Consider the following 18,030-nt stretch of genomic DNA (forward strand, 5'->3'; position numbering starts at 1 on the left):
GGACCCTGAGGAACCGACAAGAAAAACCTCCCATGCGACACCCTGTAGACGCCGGAGCGCGGCAGCGCCTGCTCGAGGCTCAGCGGGCAGAGACCGACGCCTTGCGCAAGGTCGAGACGGCCGGCAGGAACTGCGCCGGCGCCCAGGCTCGGCTCGCGGCGGCGCGTTGGGGGCCTGATGTTGCCCCTCCCTTCATACCGTCGGGGGCGCCGAGGTAGACAGCGGCTCCGGCTGCTGCCTTGGCTCCTTCTACGGCCCGGTCTGCTGCTCGTATGAGCGATTTCCGGACGATGTCGGGGAGCGGGACAGTGCGGTCGTGGAGGTGGTCCACTGGCCGTACCCACGACGTGGTGGAGGCGTTGCCGTACGGGCCGCTCGCCTCCAACGTCATCGCCATGGCGTTGACGGCGCGGGCCGCCCCGAGCACGTTTGGATCCGTAGAGGATTCTCGGAGGGCGTAGGCGAGATCCGCCGCGGTGGTGAGTCCGAGTTGCAGTGTCCGGGACACCTTCTTCAGGTCGACCGTGGCTGCGAGGACCTCGATGCTCGCCGCGCCGGAGCTGTCGTAAATGATCTGGCGCGTCGCGGCGCGAATGTCGCTGGCCGCGTGGATCAGGTCATCACTGTGTCGGCGTCCGCGGTGCGGGGCGAGCTCGGCCCACACGGTCGCGAGCCCGACCCAGCTCGCTTGGGCGGATTCCAGCGCCGGCGCGAGCCTCGTGCGGTAATCGCCGTGTCCGATTGCGCCGAGCACGGCGCCGGCGCGCAGGAGTATCTGGCTGGCGAAGGCGGCGTGCGCCTGGGTCTGCGCGATGAGCGCGATCGTCCCGGCGAGCGGATCGCCGGATAAGGCGCGGTGGGCTTGGATGTCCCACGTGGCCAGCGCCTGCCGCAGCCGATCCGGTTCGGGTGGTGGTTTGTGTTCGCCGTGCAACGCGGTGGGGAAGGTGGCGGCGACGTAGGAGCCGGCGAGCTGTTCGAAGGCGGCTATTCGGTCGCGTGCCTCGGCGGTGCGCTTCAGTGACTCGGCCGGTAGCGGGGCGCGCCTGGTCGCGGGCATGGCGGTGGGTTGGCGTAGGTCGCGGTTCAGAGCGATCTGCACCCCGTGCGCGCCGATATAGAGGACGTGCATCAACCGTGCCTTGGCGGCGTCGAGGTCCGCTGCGACTTCGGGGCGCATCGGGCGGACATCGGTGCGGCGACGCGGCAACAGTGCAGCTGCTGTCGTGAGGTTCTCGCACACCGTGAGCAGCCGGTTGTCGCCGGGGCCAGTCCCGGGCCACCGGTGCCCTCGGCCGGCCTTCATCAGGTTGTTGTTCATGGTCTGGAGCTGCTCCATCAGGACCTGACCAGCATCCAGGTGCGCGGATTGGCCTGCGCGTGGTGACGGTTGGGGGAACGCGCGCCACAGGTCGGCGGCGGCTTCGACGACCTCGCCCCACGTCCGGACCATGACCCGGCCGTCCATCAGATGGGTGTCCATGAGCATCTCGCGCAGGAGCAGATCGCTGTCCAGCAGCAGCTCCCCCACGCTGCGGCCCTCTTGGACGGGCATCAGCCGTGCTCTCGGAGCAGGTCGCCGAGCGCGACGGTGAGGCGGCTGCCGTCTGCGAGCAGCGCCTCGATCGGGACCGTTCGGGCAAGGGCATCCGCCGCCCGCACCAGCTCGAGCGGGTCGCCCAGGCCTGTGCGCGAGCCGTCGAGCGCGGCGTCGGCGTGCTCGAAGTCAGCGGGCAGGAGCCCACGTGCTTGGATGGCGGCGATCGCGGCGCCCAGGCCGAGGTCCGAAAAGGCGAAGGACTCCTCGAGCTTCGGCGGCGGGTCAGCACCCAGGAGGCTCAGGCAGCAATCCGCCGCACGGTCCAGAAGATGGGCCACCGTGCTGATCACCGCGAGTCCGTCGTTGTCCGTCGTGGTCTCCGTTTTCGACGTCATGGCGCGTCCCCTCGTCATCGGATCTGAATGCCGTTGCATCCACGCAGACAGTCGGCCTCGCGAGCCGCCCCGGCGCCAGCCTGTGGATAACTCACAGGGGTGTCGGCGGGTTGTCGGACACTGGTCTCACGGACAAAAGCCGGGCGGCCGTCTGCTGACGATCAGCCGGAGCACGACCGCTCGTCCCGGCGTGGTCGCTCAGCTTGGGGGTGGGTGTCATGGGAGGACCTCTGACGAAGCTGTTGGCGCGGACGCCGGGCATAGCCGTGAGCACCGTTGTGACGGCGGCGCTAGCTTCGCTGCTGCCGGGCCCACTCGGTTGGGTCGTCTTCCTCGGCGTTCTGGTCTTGGCGGTCGCTCTGCTCGCCGGGACCGGCGAACCCGCCGCGGTGCGGGCGCTGCTCGGTGCGCGTGCGTTGACGCCAGCCGAGGCCGCCGCATTGGCTCCGGCGATCGTCCTGCTCTGTCAAAGGGGGCTGGGGCCGCCGCTGGTTCACCTATACCTTTGGCCCGGAGGACGGACGGTCGGCGCGACAGGGGCCGGCCACCGGTCCGTCCTCGTCACGGCGGAACTGGTGTCCCAGGTCCGTCGGGGCCGGCTCTCGGCGGAACAGGCGGCCGCGGTGATCGCTCACGCGGCGGGTCTCGTCAGGGTCGGGGCGCTCCGGTCGGAATTGGCGGTGCGGCTGTGGACCGTCCCGTGGCGATTCCTGCGCGGCCTCGCCTGGGCCGTTGGCGCGACCGGCGGGCGTCTGCCGCTAGTGGACCTGATGTGGCGGGCACGGTTCGTGGTGGGCCTGATCGCCCTGGGCCAAGGCGTCGGCAGCGGCACGCTCGAGGCTGTCCTGTCCGGCGCGTTGAGTGCGGCCGTTGTCGGATTCAGCTACCTCGCACCCCGGTGGGAGAAGGCGTGGGCCTCGCGGCTGCAGACCGTCGGGGATGCGGAGGTCGCTCGCGCAGGTCTGGCGCCGGCGTTGACTGACGTGCTGCTGCGGCAGTCCTCCTCGGCCGCCACGTTTGAACGGGTCCACGCCCTCGGGCTCGCTCACGCCTCCCTGCAGCCGTCTCGTCCACTTGTCGGGTGGACGCGACCCTGACAGGCGACTTCAGCGACGACGAGCGCGTGGTCCGGCGCGGACTGCCGTTTGGAGTTCGCGCCCACAGTCACCGCATCGGCACCAGCGAGCGTCATCACGAGAGCGCCGGCGCGGCAGTGCCGGCGCTCTCACCGTGTTTCACCGGTGTGGTCTGCCAGGACCGCGGCCGGCTGGGGGCTTCGGGGCCTCGCGCGGCGCGCGGCGCAGCCCTTCAGACGTGGACAATCCCGACGGGTCAAGCCTTGGTCCGTCCCGGTCGTCCGGGACGGTCCAGGTCCGTGGGTCCATTCCGAGCTCCAGGGCCACCTCGATGAGGCGGGCCATCTCGTACGCAGTCCCCGCCGGGACGCGGTCCAGGGCAACGCGTGCTTTAAGAGCGTCTCCGTCAAGCCAGTGCGCGAACGCGGTCAACGACGCCACTGACGACACGGGTGCTTCGGCCGACGTGCGGCTTTGAGGGCACCGCGTCAGCAGGTCTCGCCACAGCTCGGCGTGACGGGATGCCGTCTCGCGTTCCATCGACGCCCAGGCATGATCCCGGAGCGGGATGTGCTGCACGTCGGCGATCAGGCGTGCCGCATCAGGGTCCGACAGGACGGTGCGGCCGGCCGCCGCTCGCGCCAGCGTGGTGGTGATCCAAGCCCGCTCGACGAAGCCGGCGCGGTCGCTGCGCGCGGCCTCTGCCGCGCGCTCGGACGCGAGAACCATCACCGCGCCCGGAACCTGCTGACCGGGGGCGTAAGCCTGCCGCAGCTCCCCCGGGGTCGCGAAGGGAGTCGGACGCTCCAATACGAGGAACTCCGCCGTCATAAGGTCCCGGTCGCTCTGCGTCACCTCCCCGCGGTTCGGTCCGTCCAGCCGCGCCCACCCGTCGCCGTCGACCGCCACGGAGCCGATCACCGGTATCGCCGGTTCGAGCCGCTCCCGGACGGTGTCGCACACCTCGCGCGCCAGGTCCGGCTGGTCGGTATAGGCGAGCAGCACGACCCCGACGCCCGCTCCGGCATACGCCCGGGCGAGCTCTCTGGCAACCGCCACTGTCTGGGCGACCCCGCGCGGGAGGTTCACTCTCGCGACCGGCGCCCTCCCGGTCACCTCGGGGACGACCACGAGGGAGTCCTGCGGGTGCACTCCCAAGAAGTGCGGGACCGCTGCAACCACCTCGCTCATGCTGTGCAACACGAGGTTCTCCCGGCTCACAATGCCCTCCTTCGCCTAGCCGCACAGTCGCCTACCAAAGCCGCGTCGGGGGGCCTCGACGATCACGTCACGCCCAGCAGCCATGACCTCCGCCGCCGGGGGCTCGAGGCCTCGAACTCTGGAGGTCAGGGGGCAGGGGCGCCGGTGCTCGATGACCCGTCGGCCCCGCCGTCGGCGGCCTGCCCTGTCGCTGTGCCCCGGCCAGGGATCTGCTGCCTGTCGCCCAGACGGCGCAGCCGTGCGATCTCCCGCGGGGTCAGGCTCGCGCCACACCACTGTGCCGCCTCCGCGACGGTCACGTGCTCACCGTCGAGCAGCTGCCTCAGCGCCGCGCCCGCGCGTAGCTCGTGCTTGAGGACGGCAGCATCCCGCTCCCCCAGGGCGACCAACACGTCCGTTGCGAGGGCGGCCAGTCGCTTGTCCCGCGTCTGCCTGTGTGCGCGTAACTCCGCCTGCGCGGCGAGGGCCGCGCGGCGCGCCGTCTGACGCACCGACGGTCGCCAATCTTGCTCGGCGGTCTCACCCATGACCGACCCTCCTGATGGCATGGCATCTGTTGTTCACGTAAGCCGCGAGATCGCTCTCCAGCGATCAGTCCCCGACCATCCCCGAACTCGCCACTCGAGCCCGTCATCACGACGGCAGCGTGACGTCGCAGAGCGACTCGCAGAACCAGCGCCCAGATCCTGAAACCCGATCTCGACCTGGCCGACGCTGCTGGCGAAAGCGCGTACCCTCTCGAAACCTCAAAGGCTCATGTCACACACACCTCATGCATTGCCGGTCGTTTCCGTTTCAACGATGTGATCTTCAGGGCACCTGGATCTGGCTTTGGTCGGTGTGACGATGTCCATCCACAAGCTGACGGCCGGGAGCGGGTACGACTACCTGACCCGTCAGGTCGCGGCCCAGGACGCCACCGACAAGGGCCACACCGGCCTGGCCAGCTACTACGCCCAAAAGGGTGAGACGCCCGGGGTTTGGGTCGGCTCGGGGATGGCCGGCATCGACGGCCTGCAGGCCGGGGACGTCGTCACCGCAGAGCAGATGCAGGCCCTCTTCGGCTCCGGCCACCACCCGCTCGCTCAGCAACGACTGGACCGGCTGGCAGGCCCGGACCTGACCGCGCGCGACTACCGGGCGGTGACCCGTCTCGGGCTGCCGTACAAGGTCTATCCGAGTGATGTCAGCGCGTTCCGGATCGAGGTGGCCCGCCGCATCGCCGAGCTCGCCTCCACGCTCGACGAAGGTTCGGACGCCGCGGTTCTGCTGCAGGAGCGGGCTCGAATTCGAACCGGGGTGGCGACCGAGTTCTTCCGCGCCGAGCACGGCCGGGACCCCGCGAGTGGCTCGGACGGCGCCCGGGAGATCGCCGCGACGATCGCGAAACACTCCCGGCCCCGGACGACCGCGGTCGCCGGCTACGACCTGACCTTCTCCCCCGTCAAGAGCGTGAGCACCCTTTGGGCGGTGTCAGATCCGGCGACGGCCGCGGCCATCGAACGCGCCCACGTGGCGGCCGTACAGGACGCGCTGCGGTTCTTGGAGGAGCACGCCCTGTTCACCCGCACCGGCGCCAACGGGGTCCGCCAGGTCGAGGTCCGGGGGCTGGTGGCGACGGCGTTCACGCACCGGGACTCCCGGGCCGGGGACCCGGACCTGCACACCCACGTCGCTGTCGCGAACAAGGTCCAGACCCTCGACGGGCGCTGGCTCAGCATCGACGGGCGGGTCCTGTTCAAGGCCAACGTGTCCGCGTCCGAGACCTACAACACCGCCCTCGAGAAGCACCTCCACGCCAACCTCGGCCTGCGCTTCACCGAGCGTGCAGGGTCCGATGTCGGTAAGCGTCCGATCCGGGAGGTGGTCGGTGTCGACGCCCGCCTGAACGAGCGCTGGTCGGCCCGGCGGACAGCTGTCGAGACCCGACGAGGCGAGCTCGCCCAGGCCTTCCAGCACGCCCACGGCCGTCCCCCGACCGCGGTCGAGTCGATCCAGCTGGCGCAGCAGGCGACCTTGGAGACCCGGCACGCCAAGAAAGACCCGCGCACCCTGACCGAGCAACGGACCACGTGGCGCCGACAAGCCCTCGAGGTCCTCGGCGACGAGCACGCCCTCGAGGCGATGGTCCGGGCAGCCACCGCACGACAAACGCCCGGACAGGCGGGCCTCAGCTCTCATATCGAGGCGCCCGGCGCAGCGGTTGATCGGCGGATAGACGCGGGGCTGATCGACACGGCGTGGGTCGAGGCGACCGCTGCCTCGATCGTCGCCACGTTGGAGTCGAGCCGCAGCACGTGGCAGGTGTGGCACGTCCGGGCCGAGGCACAACGCCGGGTCAGATCCGCCGAACCTGACAGTCCCCACGTCCGCGCCGGCGTTTGGGCCGGCGACGTCGACGCGGTCGTGGGGCTTCTCGTCGACGAGGTCCTGGACCGCCGGTCGGTACGCCTGACCGACCAGGACGACGGGATGAGGGAACCGGCGCAGCTGCGCCGCCGGGACGGCGCTAGCGTCTACACGGTCCACGGCGCAGACCGGTACACCTCCTCCGCCGTCCTCGCCGCCGAACACCGCCTGCTCGAGGCCGCCGGACGCCTCGACGGGACCGCGGCCGCGACCCGCGATGTGGAGCTGGCGCTGCTCGAGTCCGCCGCGAACGGGGTCACCCTCAACGCCGGACAGACAGCCCTGGTCCGCGCCATGGCGACCTCCGGGGCGCGGCTGCAGCTGGCGATCGCACCTGCCGGAGCCGGGAAGACGACCGCCCTGCGGGCGCTGGCCACGGCCTGGGGCAACGGCGGCGGCCACGTGATCGGGCTCGCCCCCTCAGCAGCCGCCGCGGCCGTCCTGCGCGACCAGATCAGTGCCGCCACAGCAGCCACCACGTACGCCGCCCGCGCGCACGCCGGCGGCGTTCCGGGCGATGTCGGCACCGCCGAGCCGTCAGGGCCGGCGTCCGCCGTCACGGACACCCTCGCCAAGCTCACCTGGTCCATCACCCACGGCGAGCTGCCCGACTGGGCCGCCAACATCGGCCGGAACAGCCTCGTCGTGGTCGATGAGGCCGGCATGGCCGACACCCTCACCCTCGACACCGTCGTGCAGTTCGTCACTGCCCGGGGCGGGTCCGTCCGGCTCATCGGGGATGACCAGCAGCTCGCCGCGATCGGCGCCGGCGGGGTCCTTCGCGACATCGCCCACCGCCACGGAGCGCTGCGTCTGACCGAGCTGCTGCGCTTCACCGACCCCGCCGAAGCCGCCGCCACTCTCGCCCTCCGCGACGGGGCACCCGAGGCCCTCGGGTTCTACCTCGACCAGCACCGCGTCCACGTCGGCGACCCCGCCACCACCACCGAGGACATCTTCACCGCCTGGCGCACGGACACCGACCGTGGCCTGGACGCGATCATGCTCGCCCCCACCCGCGAGCTCGTCGCCCAGCTCAACCACCGCGCCCGCACCCACCGCCTCCAGCGCCAACACCCCAATGCCGACGCCGGTGCCGGCAGCGGCGCTGGCTCAACCACTCAGGTCACTCTGGCGGACGGGAACGCCGCCTCGGTCGGTGACCTCGTCATCACCCGAACCAACGACCGCCGGCTACGAGTGAGCGCCACGGACTGGGTCAAGAACGGCGACCGGTGGACCGTCCTGGACGTCGGTAACGACGGCCGGATTCACGTCCAGCACACCCGCCACCGGCGCACCATCACCCTGCCCGCCGAATACGTGACCGCCACGACGGAGCTCGGCTACGCCACCACGGTCCATGCCGCACAAGGCGTCTCCGCGGACACCATGCACGGCCTGGTCAGCGGGCAGGAGTCACGCCAGCAGCTCTACACGATGCTCACCCGCGGCCGGGTCGCCAACCACGTCTACGTCCAGGTCGTCACCGACGGCGACCCCCACACCGCGATCCACCCCGACACCCTCGCCCCACCCACCGCCACCGACATCCTCGAAGCGATCCTCGCCCGGGACCACTCCCCCGTCTCCGCCGCCACCCAGCTGCGCGACGCCGCCGACCCGGCCCTCCTGCTCGGGCAGGCGACCGCCCGCTACACCGACGCCCTCCACCATGCCGCAGAGGACCTCCTCGGCCCCCGAGCCGTGACCACTCTGGAGCGCGACGCCGACCAAGCCGTGCCCGGGCTCACCCAGGCCCCCGCCTGGCCCACCCTCCGCGCACATCTGATCCTGCTCGCCGCCAACGACCGCGACCCCCGCACCGCCCTGCTCAACGCCGCCGGCAGCCGAGAACTCGACACCGCCGACGACCCCGCAGCCGTCATCGACTGGCGCCTTGATGGTCTTGCCGCCGGCACAGGGCCGTTCCCCTGGCTCTCTGGCATCCCAGCAGCACTGCTGCAGCATCCGGGCTGGGGCGAGTACCTCACTCGCAGAGCCGAACTCGTCACCGGCCTTGCCGACCAGGTGAGGGACACCGCCCCCACCAAGACGCCCGCGTGGGTCACCCACACCGGCCGCCGCCCAGACCCCGACGTCCTCGCTGACGTGCAGGTCTGGCGGGCCGCGACTCAGGTCCCCGAGCAGGACCGTCGCCCCACCGGGCCACCGCAACTGCAGAAGGCCGCCGCCCTGTGGCAACGACGACTCACCACCGCCCTGCACGCCACTCACGCACCAGCCCTGCAGGAATGGCAGGACCTCCTGCAGACGGTCGCGCCCGGTGTCCGCCGCGACGACTTCACCCCGACCCTGGCCGAACGGCTGGCCGCGATGTCCCGGGCCGGGCTCGACGCCCACAACCTCCTGCGTCGCGCAGCCAGTTTCTCGCCGCTGCCCGATGACCACCCTGCGGCCGCCTTGTGGTGGCGCATCAGCCGGCACGTGGCTCCCGCTGTCGCCGTCGACACCAAGCACTACCAGCACGACGCCCTCACGACGTCATGGCTACCCCGCGTCTCCGAAACGTTCGGCCCGCAGCACGCCGGGGAGCTGCAGGCCAGCCCGTGGTGGCCCGCCCTGGTCACCAGCATCGACCACGCCCTACAACACGGTTGGACCCTCTCCGATCTCCTCGGCACGCACCTGCGCGACGAGGGCGGCCCTCACCGCAACGAAGACCTCGACGACTGCCAGGCCATGGTGTGGCGCATCACCGTCCTCACCGACCCACCCCCACCGGCCGAGGACCTTGACGAGAACCCACCTCCCGAGGATGACCAGTCCTGGAGCGAGCAAGCCACCGTCCTCCACCACCACGATGAGGACGCCGACCACGATGTCGAGCACGAGCTCGACCCGGACACCGGTCGTTGGTGCGAGGCGCCCACCCCGCAACAGTGGCAGGACCTCCTCGGCCCGAACCGTGACCCGAGCACCGACCCGAAGATCAACGAGAGCGCCGACGGCGTCGAGCGCGACGAGCCCGATGAGGTCGCAGCGGCGGTCGAGGTGCGGCTCGCCCTCGCCGCCATGGTGCGCGACACGATGGGACCCCTTCCGCCCGACGAAGAACACGTCGAGACCATGGTCGCCCGCGCCGCGCTTTGGGACGACAGCCCCGTCAGCCGGGAGCGGATGCTCGAGATCAACCACCTCACCCTGGACTACTTCCGCGGCCAGCTCGCGAACAGCTGGGCCGACACCTACCTGCACGAACGCCTCGACCCCACAAGCGAATCGGCGACCGGTCGACACAGGGTTCCTCGCGCCCCTACCCTCACTGCAGCCCTGTCCGGGTTCGCGCCCGGGTACGCGCCCGCCGGGTGGACCAATCTCGTCACCACCCTGCGGCGCTACGGCATCAGCGACGGCGAGATGCTCGCGACCGGCGTTGCCACACGTGCCCGCCCCGGCAGGCTCATCGACCGGTTCCGGGACCGCGTCATGCTCCCCATCACCCGCGACGGCGACGTGCTGGGCTTCATCGGACGTCGCCACCCGGACCTCGGCGATGACCACATGGAGGGTCGTGGGGTGCCGAAGTACCTCAACACCGCCGACACTCCCCTGTTCCACAAGGGCGCCCAGCTCTACGGGACTCCGTCGTGGCCCCTACCCCTCGACACCACCGTCGTGCTCGTCGAGGGCCCCATGGACGCTCTCGCGGTCACCCTCGCCGGCGCCGGGGCCTATGTCGGCCTCGCCACCCTCGGCACCTCGCTCACCCAGCAGCAGAGCGCACAGCTGGCGGCGATGGGACGACCCCTGGTCGTGGCGACCGACGGCGACCAGCCCGGCCGGCTCGCCGCCGAACGGGACTTCTGGATGCTCGCACCCCACGGCCTGACTCCCGCTTTGGCGATCTTCCCCGACGGGTCAGACCCCGCCGACGTCTTCACCCGCCAAGGCTCCCACGCGCTGCTCGACACCCTCCAGCGCGCCCGACCCCTCGCGTCGACGCTCATCACGGAACGCCTCTGCAGCCTCAGCCGCGACACCCGGCTGCAGCGGGCCACCCAGGTCCTCGCCGCCCAACCCGCCACCGCGTGGGACCCCGGGACCCGGCTCATCGCACGCGAGCTCGACACCACACGTCGGGCTGCGCGCGCCTGCCTCGCCGACCTGGCCGAGGCCTGGAACCGCGACCCCCGCGCCGTCGCCCGGCAGCAACTGACCGGCCTGCACGATGAGCGCAGGCGCCCCGCGTCGCCCCATATCCGTCAGCACGTCGAGCGATGGCTCTGGCTGGCCCGCGAGCTCGACCCCCGGCTTCCCGCCCAGAGCGACTGGCCCGCCCTGGCCACCATGCTCGCCCAGGCACACCAGAGCGGACAGGACATCGCGGCCCTCTGCCGTCGGATCATCGAGGACGACCCGCTGCAGGACCGGCCAGCTCAAGAGCTCCGTCGTCGACTCGCCGTCCACCTCCCCCATGACGAGACCGCCGTCGACGAGACACCCGTCAACACGTCCGAGACGCCCGGACACCCACGAACCGGAGCCGCCCAACAGCAGCGCGCCGCGTACGCCACGAGCGTGCCCCGCCAAGACCCTGCCAGGCGCTGAGGAACACCCCAGTCCCCCGTCCGACCGTCGCGATGACCAATGACGGCCGCACAAGGTGCGAAGTGACACAGTCCCTGTTGTCGACCGCCCATCGCTTCGATCCCGAGTTCGGCCGCTCAACCGATAATCCGCGCGCGTGATGGAACGACGCGGGCACGGGACGACACCACCGGTGGTCTCCTGAGCACTCACGGAGCTCCCCCGACTTGCCCTACGAACCCCGGAACCGTCCCGTTCTCTTTGCCCTTGACGCGGCTCAGACGCCGCGTACGGCACTCGCCGAACGGCGGTCGCGACGGACACGGCCGTCCGCCCAACGGGCGGCTTCGTAGCCTGCCGCCAGCGCGGCCACGGAAAGGGTCAGGGCGGCAAGGGCCAGGTCCCCCTTGTTGTGCCCGCGCAACCGCGTCCTCATGACGTGTCCGAGATCTCGTGGTGTGGACTCAGCCTCGATCTCCATGACTCGAGTATGACGTTCGCACAACACGAAACGATTGAGCCTCGGCTGCACGATGGGTGCGGTCGGCTCCCCTATCCCAGTGCCGACGTGGCAGGTATTCGCTTGCGTGTGATTCGATGCAGTCGCAGGGAGTCATCGAGCAACAGGAGCGCCCGAAGCATGGCTCAGCGAATCCAGACCATTCTTGAAGACGACATCGACGGTGGCCCCGCCGACACCACAATCCAGTTCAGCTACCAAGGCACCCAGTACGAGATCGACCTCTGCAACAAGAACGAGGAGAAGTTCATCAAGGCGCTCGAGCCCTTCACCAGCAAGGCTCGCAAGACCGGCGGCGGCCGCCGCGCCGCTGCCAAAACAGCTGTCGGAAAGACCGACAAGAACCAGCTCCAGGCCGTCCGCCAGTGGGCCCGAGTCAACGGTCACACGGTCTCGGACCGTGGCCGGATCAGCCAAGAAGTGCAGGACGCCTACAACGCCTCTCGCTGAGGCCGCCACGAAAGCCGCCCGCCCCTTGGGGGCGGGCGGCCTTCGTATTTGTCGGCTCGTCGACGAGCTGTCCTTCGAAGGTCAGGTCAATGGCTCTTCCCGGGCGCGGACCCGCTGCGACACTCACTCATGTGACTGTCGAGAAGTGGGAGCGACGCTCCGAGGTGCCGCTCATACTGTTGGCCTTGGCCTTCCTAGTGGCCTACGCGTGGCCCGTGCTGGACCCGCGCCTTGACCCGAGTACGCGCAACGTCTTGGACGCCCTCTCGTGGACGGTCTGGGGCGCCTTCGCCTTTGATTTGCTTATCCGGCTCGTTCTGGCGGATGGCCGGCGCGCCTATGCGATTCGTCACTGGTACGACGTGGCCTTGGTGGCGGTACCGCTCCTGCGGCCGCTCAGACTGCTGCGCCTTCTCGCGCTGGTTCGGATCCTTGACCGCTCGGCTGCGAACAACCTCGCTGGCAGGGTCCTCGTCTACGTAGCGGGTGCCGCGTCCGTCGCCGTCGGCTTGGGCGCACTGGCTGTTCTGGACGCGGAGCGATCTGCGGAAGGCGTCAATATCGCCACGATCGGAGACGCGTTGTGGTGGGCCTGCGCGACCGTCACCACGGTGGGCTATGGAGACAGATTCCCAGTGACCGCCGAGGGGCGCACCATCGGTGTCGTTCTCATGGTGGTCGGGATCGGCGTCGTGGGCGCCGTAATTGCCTCGGTCACATCATGGATCTTGGGCCGCGTCGAGGCCGAGCGCAACGAGCGCCAACTCAACGAGTCATGAGCAGCTCGGCGGGGCGACCGCTTCGCCTAGGGTGCGGACCCGCGCGGCTCGCGGCGGAAAGACGCGCCCCTGCCAACGCATCGGCAACATGGTGAGGTTCGTGATCGTCCGACTCTGCCGATGAGCGGCAACGCCGTCTCACGCCCCGGAGTCTCTGATCTGCGTCCCCGGCCCGTTGGCGACACGAGCGATGAGCGACCCGACGGCTGAGAGAACGGCAAGCATCCAGAACAGGTTGGTGTAGCCGCCCAGCGGGACGGCGAGTGCGGCGCCGGCCCAGGGGGCGAGGGCTCCGGCGATCGTGACCGGCGCCGCGAGGGTAGCGGTCAGACGGCCGTAGGCGCGGGTGCCCCAGCGGTCGGTGACAGCTGTGGCCTGGAGGAGGGTGAGGTTGCCGCGGACCATGCCGGCGGCCATCGCGATGAGGGTGAGGAGCCAGAGCGGGCCGGTGACGGCTGCTAGGAGTGCGGTGGTGGCGCCGCCGGCGAGGATGAGAATGGCGGTCCGGGTACGCGGGCTGGTCTGGGCGGCAAGGGATGAGTAGAGGATGCGCCCGAGCGTCTGTCCGAGTCCGCCGAGCCCCAAGGCCCAGGCGGCCTCGGTGGTCGTGGCGCCGCGCTGGGTGAGCAGGGGGATGAGGCCGAAGACGACGGCGTACATGGCGAACCCGGACAACGTGAGGGCCAGCGCGAGGAGCAGGAAGGGCCGGCTCCTGCTGACCTCCCGTGCGCCGTGCCTGGGTGCCTGGATCGCGCTCGTCGGGGGTTGCTCTGGGTGGTCGGGCCAAGGCCCGCGCAGGGCCACGGCGTGCAGCGGAACGGCGACGAGCAGGACGACGGCGGCCAGCACGAGCGCGGCTTGGCGCCAGCCGAACGCAGCGGTCAGGACGGCGGTGACTGGGGCGAAGACGGTGCTCGCGAGGCCCCCGGCAAGGGTGAGGATCGTCAGGGCACGGACCCGGTCTGGGCCGTACCAGCGGGTGAGGGCGGCGAAGGCCGGCTGGTAGAACGTCGAGGCCATCGCGAACCCGGCCAGTACCCATCCGAGCGCGAACGTCGGCAGGTTCGGTGCGGTCGCCACGACGGCGAAGGCGCCGGCGGCGAGGACGGAGCCGGCGGTCATGACCCACCGCGGGCCCTGGCGGTCGATGAGGTGTCCGACGGGGATGCCGACGAGCGCGGAGACTACGAGCGCGGTCGAGAAGGCAGCAGTCGCGGCGGGAGGTGACCAGCCGGTGTCCCGGGTCAAGGTGGGGAGCATGACCGGGAAGGCGTAGTAGAGCACGCCCCAGCCGACGACCTGGGTCACGCACAGGGCCGGCAGCGCCCACCGCGGCCGTCGGGGCGGCGTCACCGAGGCCGTTGGGACGTCGCCGTCGGGCCGGGCACCTGAGGCTAACGGCCCTGCAGCCGGGGTTACCCAGCTGTCGGTGCCGGGCTTCAGCATCCCGTCGGTCCGCACGCTTCCGAGCCACTCGAGGGGGTGCCGATCTGCACGAGCTGGCGCGCTGCCGGGGCGCAGCAGCCGCCACCGCTGTCCGTGCTGCCACCGACGGCCGTGGCCGTGTCCGGCTCGTCGAAGAGGCCCGCGCCGCCACACACGCCGGTCTCCGGAAGGGCGAGCTCGACGCGGGAGGCCGACTCGGCGTCCCCGACCAGAGCGGCCGCGACGGAGCGGACCTGCTCGTACCCGGTCAAGGCCAGGAACGTCGGCGCGCGGCCGTAAGCCTTCATCCCGACGACGTAGACGTCTTGCTCCTCATGGCTCAGCTCGTTCGCGCCGTGCGGGTAGACCGTGCCGCAAGAGTGCACGTTGGGGTCGATGAGAGGGGCCAGACCCACCGGCGCCTCGAGGCGAGCGTCGAGGTCCAGGCGCAGCTCGGACATGATCGAGTGGTCGGGCCGGAACCCTGTGAGACCGACGATCTCGTCGAGCCCATCCACGCGGCGTCCGTCCTCGCCCACCATGGTGAGGGTGCTGTCCTTGCCGTCCGCGCCGACGGCTTCGATGCCCTGGGTGCGGAAGCCGGTGATGAGCTCGACGTGCCCGGCGGTCACGGCCTCGCGGGCACGCAACCCGAGCGCGCCCCGGGCCGGAAGCTGGTCGGCGTCGCCGCCGCCATACGCGTTGCCCACAGCGCCACGGCGCAGCACCCACACGGCCTTCGTCCCGGGAACCTGCTCAGCGAGGGTCGCCAGCGCGACCAGGGCAGTGAGGGCGGAGTGGCCCGATCCGACGACGGCGGTGCGTTTGCCACCAAAGCGGGCGACGTCGTCCGGAGCGGCGGCGTCGGGCACCCGGTAGGACACGCGGGGGGCAACAGCCGGCTGGTGCTCCCCGTCGGCCGGGTAGCCGTCGCTGCCCAGTGGGTTCGGCCGCGTCCACGTGCCCGAGGCGTCGACGACGGCCCGGGCGGTGACCCGGCTGGTGCGGCCGTCGGTGTGACGGATGTGGACGGTGAACGGCTGCTCCTCCCGACCGGAGTCGACGACGCGGTCGCGGCCCTGCCGAGCCACGCCGGTGACAGCGGCTCCGTACCGGACGCGGTCGTCGAGGGCGTCGGCCAGCGGCTGCAGGTACTGCTCGGCCCATTCGGCGCCGGTCGGGTAGCGGTCCGGCTCGGGTTCGCTCCACCCGCTCGGGGCGAGGAGGCGCCGCGCGGCCGGATCGACGAGCTCGGCCCATCGGGAGAAGAGCCGGACGTGCCCCCATGACCTGACGGAGGCGCCGGCCCGCTCACCTTGCTCGAGCACGAGCGGCTCGAGGCCACGCTCGAGCAGGTGCGCGGCCGCGGCCAGCCCGATCGGGCCGGCACCGATGACCGCGACCGGGTCAGCGGTCTCTGACGCCGCGGTGGCCGGCGCGGTGGCGTCGGCGGGCAGCTGGTTGATGCTGGTCACGGGACAACCTCCAGAATGGGGCACCCGCCACGGCACTCACCACTGCGCGGGATGCTGATTCGATGTTCGTCGATGCTCTGACAGGGCCATCTTGCAACTGGTATCGACGAATGTCAACATAGACATATGCCGAACCAACTGCCTGTCATGGACGTCTCCGTCGAGCCTGCCCTTGAGACGGGTCTCTGCTGCGCACCGCTTACGCGCGCGCCGTTGAGCGAAGTGGACGCTGAGCAGGCAGCCGTTATGTTCAAGGCGCTGGGCGACCCGGTGCGGCTGCGCCTGTTCTCGAACATCGCCTCCGCCGAGGGAAGCGAGGCGTGCGTCTGTGACATCCAAGACGTCGGGGTGTCCCAGCCCACGGTGTCGCACCACCTGAAGAAGCTGCGCGAGGCCGGTCTGCTCGAGTCCGAGCGACGCGGGACCTGGGTGTACTACCGGCTCGCGCCGGACATGCTGGCCGTCATGGCAGCGCTCCTGGCGCCGACCGATAGCTGACCCATCAGACGCTTCTCGTGAGCGCCGTGAGGCGGTCCCACCCACTCGCCGCCCATCCACCGGACGAGGGTCCGCGGGACAGGTGCGGGTCAGCCGGGCGACATGGCGTCGAGCAGACGCTGACAGCGGGCAGCGACGTCGTCGCGGATCAGGCGCATCCGCTCGACGCCGTCGATGCCGCGCGTCGAGGGCTCGTCGGTCTCCCACGTCTCGATCGTCCCGCGCATCCCGTCCACGGGCTCGACGACCGCGTCGGCGCCGAGCACGATCGTGCGATCCACGCGACGCAGCAGGTCCGAGTTGATGGACTTGGGGATCTCTCCGTCCATGCTGGCGCCGACCTCGGCGACCACCTGCGCAGACAAGGCGTTGATCGAGTCTCCGGGCTTGGTGCCGGCGGAGTGGACCTCGACCCTGTTGCCGGCCAGTGAGCGCATGATCGCGGCTGCCATCTGGGACTTTCCGCCGTTCTTGACGCACACGAAGAGCACGGACGGACGACCTGCACCGGCATCCGCAGGTTCCACCTGCCGGGCCTCACTCACGCGATAGCCCTGCGAACATGGCTGTCAGGGAGCCCGGGACGGGTTCGGCGCCCACGGTGGGGGTGGCGCGCACATCGGGGATCTCGCCCGAGTCCGTCTCGTCGATGAGCGCCGCCTCGGCAGCGGCGTCGGACGGGGTCGCGGAGTCCTCGAGCGCGGCGAGGTAGTGCTCGGCGTCGAGGGCGGCGGCGCACCCGGAGCCGGCGGCCGTGATCGCCTGGCGGTAGGTGTGGTCGACGAGGTCGCCGCACGCGAGGACGCCGGGCAGGTTGGTCCGCGTGGAGCGGCCGTCGACGAGCACGTAGCCCGCGTCGTCGGTGTCGACGACACCCGTGACGAGCTCGTTACGGGGGTCGTGGCCGATCGCGACGAAGAGACCGGTGATCGCCAGCTCGCGGGTCTCGCCGGTGACCGTGTCGCGCAGCGTCACACCGCTGAGCTTGCCCTCACCGTGGATCTGCGCGACCTCGGAGTTCCACGCGAAGCGGATCTTGTCGTTGCCGTAAGCGCGGTCCGCCATGATCTTGCTGGCCCTGAGGGCGTCGCGGCGGTGGATGATCGTGACGGTGCGGGCGAACTTGGTCAGGAAGGTCGCTTCCTCGATGGCCGAGTCGCCGCCGCCGACGACGGCGATGTCCTGGTCGCGGAAGAAGAAGCCGTCGCAGGTGGCGCACCAGGAGACGCCGTGGCCCGAGAGCTCCTTCTCGCGGGGCAGACCGAGCTCGCGGTAGGCCGAGCCCATCGCGAGGATGACCGAGCGGGCGCGGTGGAGGTTGCCTTCGCCGTCGGTGACGGTCTTGACGTCGCCGGTCAGGTCGACGGCCGTGACGTCGTCGGTGACGAGCTCGGCGCCGAAGCGCTGGGCCTGGGCGCGCATCCCGTCCATGAGGTCGGGGCCCATGATGCCGTCCTTGAAGCCGGGGAAGTTCTCGACGTCGGTCGTGTTCATCAGCGCACCGCCGGCGGTCACGGCGCCCTCGAAGACGAGGGGCGCGAGGTTCGCGCGGGCGGCGTAGACGGCTGCGGTGTAGCCCGCGGGGCCGGAGCCGATGATGATGACGTTGCGGACGTCGGTGATGTCAGTCATGCGGGTCCTTGTCGCGTAGCCGTGCGGTCAGTGGGTCAGCGGGTCCTGCGGCAGGGCCG

At 70.7% G+C, this 18,030-nt stretch carries 14 protein-coding genes; 5 read left to right on the plus strand and 9 right to left on the minus strand.

The annotated features are described in order from the left end of the window. Positions 1-79: 79 nt before the first annotated feature. Positions 80-1,531, minus strand: coding sequence for a hypothetical protein (locus tag ABT295_RS02590; RefSeq protein WP_352392855.1), 1,452 nt, complete (start codon positions 1,529-1,531; stop codon positions 80-82). A gap of 23 nt (positions 1,532-1,554) precedes the next feature. Beyond that, entirely contained in the window at positions 1,555-1,935 is a 381-nt protein-coding gene (locus tag ABT295_RS02595) for a hypothetical protein (protein ID WP_352392856.1), read from the minus strand. Between the two features lie 266 nt (positions 1,936-2,201). Between ABT295_RS02595 and ABT295_RS02600 the strand changes: the two genes are divergently transcribed. Then, on the plus strand, positions 2,202-3,032 hold the full coding sequence (locus ABT295_RS02600; protein ID WP_352392857.1) for a hypothetical protein: 831 nt from the start codon (positions 2,202-2,204) through the stop codon (positions 3,030-3,032). 138 nt (positions 3,033-3,170) lie between these two features. Here the strand turns inward: ABT295_RS02600 and ABT295_RS02605 are convergent, their stop codons facing one another. Further along, positions 3,171-4,232, minus strand: coding sequence for a DUF4192 domain-containing protein (locus ABT295_RS02605; RefSeq protein ID WP_352392858.1), 1,062 nt, complete (start codon positions 4,230-4,232; stop codon positions 3,171-3,173). Between the two features lie 125 nt (positions 4,233-4,357). Then, on the minus strand, positions 4,358-4,759 hold the full coding sequence (locus tag ABT295_RS02610; protein WP_352392859.1) for a hypothetical protein: 402 nt from the start codon (positions 4,757-4,759) through the stop codon (positions 4,358-4,360). 319 nt (positions 4,760-5,078) lie between these two features. Here ABT295_RS02610 and mobF point away from each other — a divergent pair, with 319 nt between their 5' ends. After that, positions 5,079-11,213 carry a MobF family relaxase gene (mobF, locus tag ABT295_RS02615; protein WP_352392860.1) on the plus strand — a complete coding sequence of 2,045 codons (6,135 nt, stop codon included), beginning with the start codon at positions 5,079-5,081 and terminating at the stop codon, positions 11,211-11,213. A gap of 256 nt (positions 11,214-11,469) precedes the next feature. Here mobF and ABT295_RS02620 read toward each other — a convergent pair whose 3' ends face one another. Beyond that, entirely contained in the window at positions 11,470-11,673 is a 204-nt protein-coding gene (locus tag ABT295_RS02620; protein WP_352392861.1) for a hypothetical protein, read from the minus strand. Between the two features lie 159 nt (positions 11,674-11,832). On the opposite strand from ABT295_RS02620, the gene ABT295_RS02625 reads away from it, so the two are divergent. Next, positions 11,833-12,162 (plus strand): histone-like nucleoid-structuring protein Lsr2, encoded by a 330-nt coding sequence (locus ABT295_RS02625; RefSeq protein WP_352392862.1) that lies wholly within the window; start codon positions 11,833-11,835, stop codon positions 12,160-12,162. Between the two features lie 131 nt (positions 12,163-12,293). Next, a complete protein-coding gene (locus ABT295_RS02630) occupies positions 12,294-12,941 on the plus strand; it encodes a potassium channel family protein (RefSeq protein WP_352392863.1) in 648 nt (215 codons plus the stop codon). Positions 12,942-13,079: 138 nt separating this feature from the next. Here the strand turns inward: ABT295_RS02630 and ABT295_RS02635 are convergent, their stop codons facing one another. Both ABT295_RS02635 and ABT295_RS02640 read right to left on the minus strand, forming a co-directional pair. Next, the gene (locus ABT295_RS02635) at positions 13,080-14,249 is read right to left on the minus strand and encodes an MFS transporter (protein ID WP_352392864.1); all 1,170 of its coding nucleotides are present in this window, start codon (positions 14,247-14,249) and stop codon (positions 13,080-13,082) included. Positions 14,250-14,380: 131 nt separating this feature from the next. Further along, positions 14,381-15,832, minus strand: coding sequence for an FAD-dependent oxidoreductase (locus ABT295_RS02640; RefSeq protein WP_502991122.1), 1,452 nt, complete (start codon positions 15,830-15,832; stop codon positions 14,381-14,383). Positions 15,833-15,988: 156 nt separating this feature from the next. Here ABT295_RS02640 and ABT295_RS02645 point away from each other — a divergent pair, with 156 nt between their 5' ends. After that, positions 15,989-16,339 carry an ArsR/SmtB family transcription factor gene (locus ABT295_RS02645; RefSeq protein ID WP_352392866.1) on the plus strand — a complete coding sequence of 117 codons (351 nt, stop codon included), beginning with the start codon at positions 15,989-15,991 and terminating at the stop codon, positions 16,337-16,339. A gap of 89 nt (positions 16,340-16,428) precedes the next feature. Here the strand turns inward: ABT295_RS02645 and ABT295_RS02650 are convergent, their stop codons facing one another. Both ABT295_RS02650 and trxB read right to left on the minus strand, forming a co-directional pair. Beyond that, positions 16,429-16,866, minus strand: coding sequence for an arsenate-mycothiol transferase ArsC (locus tag ABT295_RS02650; protein ID WP_352394678.1), 438 nt, complete (start codon positions 16,864-16,866; stop codon positions 16,429-16,431). 10 nt (positions 16,867-16,876) lie between these two features. Then, positions 16,877-17,971: a thioredoxin-disulfide reductase gene (gene trxB, locus ABT295_RS02655; protein WP_352392867.1), complete on the minus strand. Its 1,095-nt coding sequence runs from the start codon at positions 17,969-17,971 to the stop codon at positions 16,877-16,879. Between the last annotated feature and the right edge of the window lie 59 nt (positions 17,972-18,030).

This window comes from Terrabacter sp. NPDC000476, from assembly GCF_040300125.1.
Classification (GTDB): domain Bacteria; phylum Actinomycetota; class Actinomycetes; order Actinomycetales; family Dermatophilaceae; genus Terrabacter.